Source organism: Nocardioides sp. 31GB23, assembly GCF_040012395.1.
Classification (GTDB): domain Bacteria; phylum Actinomycetota; class Actinomycetes; order Propionibacteriales; family Nocardioidaceae; genus Nocardioides; species Nocardioides salarius.
In genome coordinates this window covers 1-7142 of the sequence record NZ_JBDYKJ010000116.1, presented here as the reverse complement: position 1 = coordinate 7142, position 7142 = coordinate 1, and the positions used below count along the sequence as shown (strand labels likewise).

The window sequence follows — 7142 nt, the reverse complement described above, 5'->3', positions numbered from 1 at the left end:
GCAGCGAGCCCGTTGGGCCCGCTGCCGACCACGACTGCGGTGGTCACGCCTCGACTCTGCCATCCGCCGGCGCGACAGGGACGGCGGGTGCCGGGATCACCGTGCGCCCGGAGGCGGCACCCTGCGCGACCGGGTGCACGTGGTCGCCGGCCGGCTCGTAGCCGGCCATCCGCCACGTCACCGTGTGGGGGATGGGGCCGTTGGGCAGCCAGGGCTGCTCGTCGACCGCCTCACGCACGTTCCAGGTGCCCCGCTCGACGACACCCAGGGCGGCGTCGATGACCTTGTACTCCTGGGTCGAGCGGTGGATCGGCTGGGACTCCACCCACACCACGATGCACTCGCCGGGCTCGAACCGGCAGCGCTTCTGCACGGCACTGATCGTCGCCTCGTTGTGCAGGTGGGCGTCGCCGAACTGCCAGCCCACCAGGGTCGTGCAGACGAACTCTCCCTCGCGGATGCGGTAGTTCTCCAGCCGGTCGAGGTGGCGCATCATCAGCGACATCAGGCCGCGGCCCTGGCTGTGCATGGTGCGCCAGGCCATCGCCTTCTGCATGAAGATCTCGGCGATGTCCTTGCCGAAGGCGCCGGCCAGCTGGTCGACCTGGTTGGCGTTGTACTTCACCAGGTGGGTGTTGAGCTTGTTCTCCGCCTCGTCGCCGCGGAAGGCCCACGTGGCCGAGGCCCAGTTGCCGGCGTACTGGCGCATGGACGGCAGAAAGGAGACCAGGTCGGGTCGCAGGTTGCCCAGGATCGGGAAGGTCACGAAGGCGGCCACGACCGGCAGCAGCAGCCAGGCCGAGCTGATGTCGGTGACGGCGTAGCCGTCCCAGGCGGGGAACCCGCCGAAGATCCAGGCCGCCGCGAAGATGAAGAAGATGTTCCACTCCAGCGGCACGGCCAGCGGGAACGTGGAGGTGATGAAGACGTGGAAGGCGATCATGCCGGCGATCGCCAGCCAGGTCAGGGTCGGGCTCGTCGAGAACAGCAGGACCATCGGCAGCACCAGCTCGACGACGGTGCCGCCGACGTGGGCGAAGCCCCACGAGACCTTCGACGGGCGCAGGTCCTCCGGGTAGTCGCGGTAGAGCGAGCGCTTGAAGCGCAGCGAGGTGATCCAGGGGGTGTTGCTGACCATGGGCGGGACCACGTTGGTGAAGTGGTGGCCGAACTTGGAGATGCCGGCACCGAGCCAGATGGAGACCATGGCGATCTTGGCGGCCAGGATCATGTCGACGTGGTGGGACAGGACGCCGAAGAAGAACATCACCGCGACGTACTGCTCGGAGCGGGCGGCGAGGAAGACGACCTTGTCGCGCAGCCCCATCACGATGATCAGGGCGACGTAGGCGAGCAGGCCCCACTGCGGGAGCAGCCCGGCGTCGCTGCCCGGCATCGCGGAGGTCTCGGCGCCCGGGGTCACCATCAGGAAGCCGAGCACCGCCAGGATGACCAGGTAGATGGTGACGTCGACGGGGGTGCGGTGGTCGCCTCGCGTGAAGGGGACCTTGCCGGGCCACGGGGGCAGGCGCAGCGTGTGGCGGCGCGACCAGTAGAGGAAGCCGCCGATGAAGGGCTTGAACTTGAAGGCCAGCGGGCCCGAGGACGACGCGAGGCCGACGATCTCGAAGAGCACGGTCCAGACCATCAGCTTCTGGTAGACGATCGGCTCGCCCCACCACCCGGCGAGGTTGCCGAGGCCGCCCAGGCCCGGGGTGGTCAGCGCGATGACGAGCACGCCGCCGACGGCGTAGAAGACGAGCTTGTAGACGTAGAGCATGTGGTTCGACTTCGGGCCACCGAAGCCGTACTCGGCCCAGTGGGTGGCGAGCATCCGCATGCGGTCCATGAACGGCATGTCCTCGTAGTGGGCCGGGTCCACCGGCGGCATGTCTGCTGTCTTGAATCCCACAGTGATCTCCTTCGTCGGGGCAGGAGGAACCAGCGCGAGGACCTCGCGCTGCATCCGTCGTGCTGGTCGTGCTGGTCGTGCTGGTGGCGGTGGTGCGCTCAGGCGGGCAGGGCCCCCAGGGCGCGGCGCAACGTGGGCTTGTCGATCTTCCCGACGGGGTTCCTGGGCAGGGCGTCGATGATCTCGATGCGCTCTGGCACCTTCACCCTCGTCAGGTGCCGGCGGCAGTGGTCGAGCAGCTCGTCCTGGGTGAGGTCCGAGCCGGGGTAGGTGCTGACGTAGGCGACCGGCACCTCGCCGTACATCTCGTCGTCACGGCCGACGACGGCGGCCTCGAGGACACCGTCGAGACCGGCCAGGACCGCCTCGATCTCCTTGGGGTAGATGTTCTCCCCGCCGCGGATGATCATGTCCTTCACGCGGTCGACGATCGTGAGGTAGCCGTCCGCGTCGAGATGACCCACGTCGCCGGTGTGCAGCCACCCGTCGACGACGGTCTCGGCGGTGGCCTCGGGCCGGTTGAGGTAGCCGCGCATCACGGTGGGCCCGGAGATGAGCACCTCGCCGACCTCACCGGGAGGCAGGTGCTCGCCGTCGGCGCCACCGATGGCGAGCCGCTGACCGGGCAGGGCCGGCCCGACGGTGCCGAGCTTGCGGACGCCGTCGACCGGGTTGCACGCGGAGGCGCAGGTGCCCTCGGTGAGGCCGTACCCCTCGACGATCGTGAAGCCGTAGCGCTCCTGGGACCTCTCCAGCAGCTCGCGGGACACCGGTGCGGCGCCGCAGATGACGAAGCGCAGCGAGGAGGTGTCGGGGCGGACGTCGTCGGGCAGCGCGGCCAGGACCGCGTAGATGGTCGGCACCGCGGAGAAGTACGTCGGGCGCAGCTGCTCGACCCGGTCGAAGAAGGTCCGCGCCGAGAACTGACCGATCACGCTGAGCTGGCCGCCGGAGCGCATCGTGGCCAGCGCGCTGACCATGATCGCGTTCACGTGGAACAGGGGCAGGATGAGCATGCAGTGGTCGTCGTGGGTCAGCCGGAGGTGCTCGGCCATCGAGCGGGACATCGCCTCGGCGTGCGTGTGGTCGAGCATCACGCCCTTGGGGTGGCCGGTCGATCCGCTCGTGTAGATCAGCAGCGCGAGGTCGTCGCCGGCCAGCGCGACGGGACGCACGGCCTCGCCCCGGCGCTCGGTGCGCATGTCGTCGACGTGGATCGTGCACCGCCCGTCGGAGGGCGCGTCGGGCCCGAGGTTGACCACCACGGCGGCACCGGAGTCTCCCAGCTGGTGCTCGGCCTCGTGCGCGGTGAACACCGGGTTGACCGGGGTGGCGGCGCCGCCGAGGCGCCACGCGGCGAACATGGCCACGAGCAGCTCGACGCGGTTGGGCAGCATGATCGCCAGGACCGCGCCCCGCCCGAATCCCTGCTCGGCGAGCTGCTCGGCGAAGGCCTCGACCCGGGTCTCGAACTGCTCGTAGCTCAGCTCGACCCGGTCGTCGCGCAGACCGATCTCGTGGCGGCGCTCGCGGAGCGCCGTCGTGCCGTCCCACGGCAGGTAGCCCAGCTGCATCGGACCTCCAAGGCGGATCGGGGGTGGGCGGCCGGACGGCCGCCTCACCCCGAGGGGTGTGACCCACGACACTAGGGACGCGGCGCTCGACCGCCTACGGCGCTGGGGACGAACCTCGCGGGCCATTTTGTGCACGGCGCACCGGTCGCGGCGTGGTCGGCGGTTTTGGCATTGGCGTCGTCTATCGAGTTACGATAGATATCCACTGTTGGTCGAGAGGGGTGTCGGATGAACACACGCGTGGTCCTGGTCCTGCGGGGCGTGATCGGGCTGGCCCTGGTCGGGTCGGTGGGTGTGCAGGTGCTGCTGGGCTTCCAGCTCTGGCTCGAGCGCGGGGAGGACCGCGCCGACCTGCGTATCCCGCTGGTGGCGCTGCTGGTCGTGGGCGTCCTCGCGCTGCAGGTGATCGGGGTGGAGATCTGGCGGCTGCTGACGATGGTGCGCCACGGGACGGTCTTCTCGTTCGCGGCCTTCCGTCACGTCGACCGCGTGATCGCGGCCATCGGCGCCGGGGCCGTGGTGGTGCTGGGGCTGGCCGTGCTGGCGGCGTACGCCAACCGCACCACGCCCGACGACGAGATCGCGCCGGGAGCCGTCGGCATCGTCTGCGGGCTGGCGATGGTGGCCGGCGGGGTGGCGCTGGTGGTCTACGTGATGCGCACCCTGCTGGCGCAGGCGGTCGCGCTCGACGACGAGACCAAGCGGCTGCAGGCCGAGCTCGACGGGGTCATCTGATGCCGATCGTCGTCGACATCGACGTGATGCTCGCGCGCCGCAAGATGGCCGTCGGCACGCTCGCCGAGCGGGTCGGCATCACCCCCGCCAACCTGGCGGTGCTCAAGAACGGGCGGGCCAAGGCGGTGCGGTTCAGCACCCTCGAGGCGCTCTGCAAGGTCCTCGACTGCCAGCCCGGCGACCTGCTGCGCTGGCAACCCGACTCTGCGCCGCCGACGGACCCGAGGGACCCGGCGGGATCGTGACGGCTCAGCCGCCCGGCACCAGCCCGGCCTCGCGGAAGGCCTCCTCGAGGCTGGTCGCGATCAGCTCGTGGCCCGCGTCGAGGGGGTTGCCGGCGGGGCCGGTGGGCAGGTCGGCGAAGCCCAGCCTGGTCGGACGCAGCACCAGCGTGCCGTCGAAGGCGCGCCACGCCCGCGTCATCGCCGTCTCGTCCTTCGCGCTCACGCCGTCGGGGCGGAACGAGCTGATCGCCACCACCGGCGCACCGGGCAGGTCGGCCCCGATCCGGTCGCCCAGCTCGGAGATCGCCGCGGTGACCGCGTCGACGTCGGGGTCGGGCGCCGGGTAGTCGGCCTGCACCAGCACCGCGTCGGGGTCGATGTCGGCGAGCGGGGCGTCGGCCCACAGCTCGGGGATCGTGGCGCCCGCCTCGTCCGCGGCGAGGTAGCTCGCGCCCGGCTCGGCGACCACGCGCACGTCCCAGCCCAGGTCGCTGCCCAGCCGAGCGGCGTACGACGCGTCGTCGCCGGAGGCGCCCTCACCGGCCGCCCAGCCGTCGCCGACCAGCAGCAGCACCGGGCGGGGCCGGTTGGCGGTCGGGGTGAGGGTCGAGAAGGTCGGCGGCTCGTACGCCGGCTCCGGCTCGGGCTCCGCGGTCGGCAGGCCCGGCGCGTCGGGCAGCTGCTCGTCGCGCGAGCCCGGGTCGACGACCGACTCCACATCGGTGTCGGTGGCGACCTGGTCGTTCCAGCGGGACCAGGCGTAGCCGGTGCCGCCCACGACCCCGACCGCCAGCAGCGCGACCAGGATCGCCGCGACCGGTGCCTCTCGTCGTCGACCCACCCTCGGCAGGGTAGGGGATCGCTCGACCTGCTGTGGCGGCCCGGTTGCTCTGCGAGAGTGCGGGCGTGGAGATCGGCATGACGCTGCCCGTGATGGAGCCCGACCTGTGGGCCGAGCCCGGCACGCTCGAGGCCTGGGCGCGCGCCATCGACACCGGGCCCTGGTCGTCGCTGTGCTTCGGCGAGCGGCTGGCCTTCGACAACCCCGAGACGCTCACCCTGCTCGGGGCGGTGACGGCCTGGACCACCGACGTGCCGATCGCGCTCACCGTGCTGGTGCCGCAGCTGCACGAGCCGGTGCCGCTGGCCAAGGCACTCGCCACCGCCGACCGGCTCTGCGGCGGGCGGCTCACCGTGGGGGTCGGGGTCGGCGGGCGCGACGAGGACTACCGCGCCGCGGGTGCCGACCTGTCGACCCGCACGATGCGCGAGATGGCCGAGCGGGTCGGCGTGATGCGGCGGGTGTGGGCGGGGGAGCGGGTCGTCGAGGCGACCCTGCCCGTGGGGCCGCCGCCCGGGCAGGCGGGCGGGCCGCCCGTGCTCGTCGGCACCATGGGCCCGCGCACCGTGCAGCACGCCGCCACCTGGGCCGACGGGCTCGCCGGCGTCACCCTCGACCTCGACGTGGACGCCGTCGCGTCGCTCTTCGACCTGGCCCGGTCGTCGTGGGCCGAGGCGGGGCGGCCGGCGCCGAGGCTGACCACGTCGTTCTGGTTCGCCCTCGACGACGGCGACGGCGCCGCCCGCACCCAGGTGCACCGCCACCTGCGGCACTACATGAACTGGCTGCCCGCCTCCCTCGTCGACGCCATGGCGCCCACCACCGGGTTCGCCGGCACCGCCGCCGAGCTCGAGGAGACGCTGCGCGGGTTCGCCGCCCTCGGCTGCGACGAGGTGCAGCTGATCCCGACCTCCTGCGACCGCGACCAGCTCGCGGCCGCCGCCGACGTCGTACGACGGCTGGGGTAGCGGGCCCCGTCGATGCCCCGTCGATGCCCTGGCCGATGCCCTTGGGGGCGGGCGGGATGATGGGCGGGCCGCCCCCCACCCATCGTCCGGAGAGGTCCCATGTCGACTCCTGCCAGAGCGCGTCTGTCCGTCGCTGCAGCGGTGGTGGCCTGCGGGCTGCTGCTCGCCGGCTGCGCATCCGGCCCGGAGGCGCAGCCCTCCTCCTCTTCTTCTGCGTCGTCTGCGGCGGCCGCCGTGCTGGCCGACCACGACCTCGCGGGGCTCGAGGCCCCGGAGGTCATCGAGCGGCTCGACACCATGGCCCTGGCCGACCGGCCGGGCGACCTGATGGCCTCCGTGCAGCCGGACGCCGTCGTGGTCACCGACGACCAGGGCCGCGAGGCGCGACTGCCGATGCCGGAGGACCAGGTCTACGTCTCGGTCGCGCCCTACGTGGACCAGACCCACGAGTGCCACTTCCACAGCCTCACCACCTGCGTCGGTGAGCTGGGCGACGAGAGAGTCGACGTCACGCTGACCACCGCCGACGGCGAGGTGCTCGTCGACGAGACCCGCCGGACCTACGACAACGGGTTCGTGGGCCTGTGGGTGCCGCGCGACCTCGACGCGACCCTGACGATCACCCACGACGGGCGCACCGGGACGGCGCCGATCACCACCCGGAACCCCGACGACCCCACCTGCGTCACGACCCTGCAGCTGACCTGATCCGGCTCCGTCGGCTACTGAGGCCGGCCGAGCAGTCAGTTTCGCACCACCGACCGGTCGCTTTTGCACCACCGACCGGTCGCTTCCGCACCGACTCGAACTCCTCGAAAAAAGTTTCGATCCGCCTGTGGAAAACGGCTTCTGACCTGGTGCTTTGTCGGTGGGCCCTGAGATACTTCA

General features: G+C 71.7%; 7 protein-coding genes. 4 read left to right on the top strand and 3 right to left on the bottom strand.

The window, feature by feature from the left end:
- Positions 1 to 43: 43 nt before the first annotated feature.
- Together ABKW28_RS22305 and ABKW28_RS22300 are read right to left on the bottom strand one after the other, a co-directional pair.
- Complete coding sequence (locus ABKW28_RS22305) at positions 44 to 1912, bottom strand: DUF3556 domain-containing protein (protein ID WP_348613404.1); 1869 nt, start codon at positions 1910 to 1912, stop codon at positions 44 to 46.
- A gap of 98 nt (positions 1913 to 2010) precedes the next feature.
- A complete protein-coding gene (locus tag ABKW28_RS22300; RefSeq protein WP_193670716.1) occupies positions 2011 to 3486 on the bottom strand; it encodes an AMP-binding protein in 1476 nt (491 codons plus the stop codon).
- Positions 3487 to 3714: 228 nt separating this feature from the next.
- On the opposite strand from ABKW28_RS22300, the gene ABKW28_RS22295 reads away from it, so the two are divergent.
- Together ABKW28_RS22295 and ABKW28_RS22290 are read left to right on the top strand one after the other, a co-directional pair.
- Positions 3715 to 4221, top strand: coding sequence for a DUF2975 domain-containing protein (locus tag ABKW28_RS22295; protein ID WP_348613402.1), 507 nt, complete (start codon positions 3715 to 3717; stop codon positions 4219 to 4221).
- The gene (locus ABKW28_RS22290; protein WP_348613398.1) at positions 4221 to 4466 is read left to right on the top strand and encodes a helix-turn-helix transcriptional regulator; all 246 of its coding nucleotides are present in this window, start codon (positions 4221 to 4223) and stop codon (positions 4464 to 4466) included. Before ABKW28_RS22295 ends, ABKW28_RS22290 begins: the two co-directional genes overlap by 1 nt.
- Positions 4467 to 4470: 4 nt before the next feature.
- Here the strand turns inward: ABKW28_RS22290 and ABKW28_RS22285 are convergent, their stop codons facing one another.
- Positions 4471 to 5286 (bottom strand): hypothetical protein, encoded by an 816-nt coding sequence (locus tag ABKW28_RS22285; protein WP_348613396.1) that lies wholly within the window; start codon positions 5284 to 5286, stop codon positions 4471 to 4473.
- A gap of 65 nt (positions 5287 to 5351) precedes the next feature.
- On the opposite strand from ABKW28_RS22285, the gene ABKW28_RS22280 reads away from it, so the two are divergent.
- Entirely contained in the window at positions 5352 to 6254 is a 903-nt protein-coding gene (locus ABKW28_RS22280) for an LLM class flavin-dependent oxidoreductase (RefSeq protein WP_348613394.1), read from the top strand.
- A gap of 99 nt (positions 6255 to 6353) precedes the next feature.
- A complete protein-coding gene (locus tag ABKW28_RS22275; RefSeq protein WP_348613392.1) occupies positions 6354 to 6962 on the top strand; it encodes a CueP family metal-binding protein in 609 nt (202 codons plus the stop codon).
- Positions 6963 to 7142 lie beyond the last annotated feature (180 nt).

Excerpts from the sequence above, each read along its gene's own strand:
- ABKW28_RS22300 (WP_193670716.1), bottom strand. The coding sequence starts at position 3,486 with ATGCAGCTGGGCTACCTGCCGTGGGACGGCACGACGGCGCTCCGCGAG.
- ABKW28_RS22290 (WP_348613398.1), top strand. The coding sequence starts at position 4,221 with ATGCCGATCGTCGTCGACATCGACGTGATGCTCGCGCGCCGCAAGATG.
- ABKW28_RS22275 (WP_348613392.1), top strand. The coding sequence starts at position 6,354 with ATGTCGACTCCTGCCAGAGCGCGTCTGTCCGTCGCTGCAGCGGTGGTG.
- ABKW28_RS22295 (WP_348613402.1), top strand. The coding sequence starts at position 3,715 with ATGAACACACGCGTGGTCCTGGTCCTGCGGGGCGTGATCGGGCTGGCC.